Raw genomic sequence first — 530 nt, forward strand, 5'->3', positions numbered from 1 at the left:
CTGGTCGGCTATACGGATGACCGTGCAAAGAAAGATGCCTATAACCGGGAGAAGGGAATACGCAGGTTGGAAAAGGCTTACAAGCATGGCGCGCTCACGAAAGGTAACATCAACAAGAGAGGTTACAATAAGTTCTTATCCATGGATGGTGAGGTGAAAGTCGCCATCAACTATGACCGTGTTGCCGACGACTCCAAATGGGACGGGCTAAAAGGATATCTCACCAATACGGATATACCAATACAGGATGTATATACAGCATATCACAACCTTTGGCACGTAGAACGGGCTTTCCGTATAGCCAAATCAAAGATAGAGATACGCCCCATGTTTCACTTTACACGCAAACGTATTGAAGCTCATATATGCATCTGCTTTGTGGCTTTGAAAGTGTACAAGGAATTGGAGCGCATGCTGAAAGTCTCAGAGATTAAGATGAGCGTGGACAAGGTGCTTGCATTGGCAAAGACAATCACGACAATACAAATTAAGCTACCTCTGAACAAGGAGGTTTACACCCAAACAATGTT

1 protein-coding gene is annotated in these 530 nt (G+C 44.5%); it reads left to right on the forward strand.

Annotation, left to right across the window (positions count from 1 at the left end):
• Positions 1-530 (forward strand): IS1634 family transposase (locus tag I6E38_RS15065; RefSeq protein ID WP_475595054.1); only part of this gene is annotated, 530 nt, incomplete at both ends.

Origin of the sequence: Leyella stercorea, from assembly GCF_021531355.1 — a bacterium.
Classification (GTDB): Bacteria; Bacteroidota; Bacteroidia; order Bacteroidales; family Bacteroidaceae; genus Prevotella.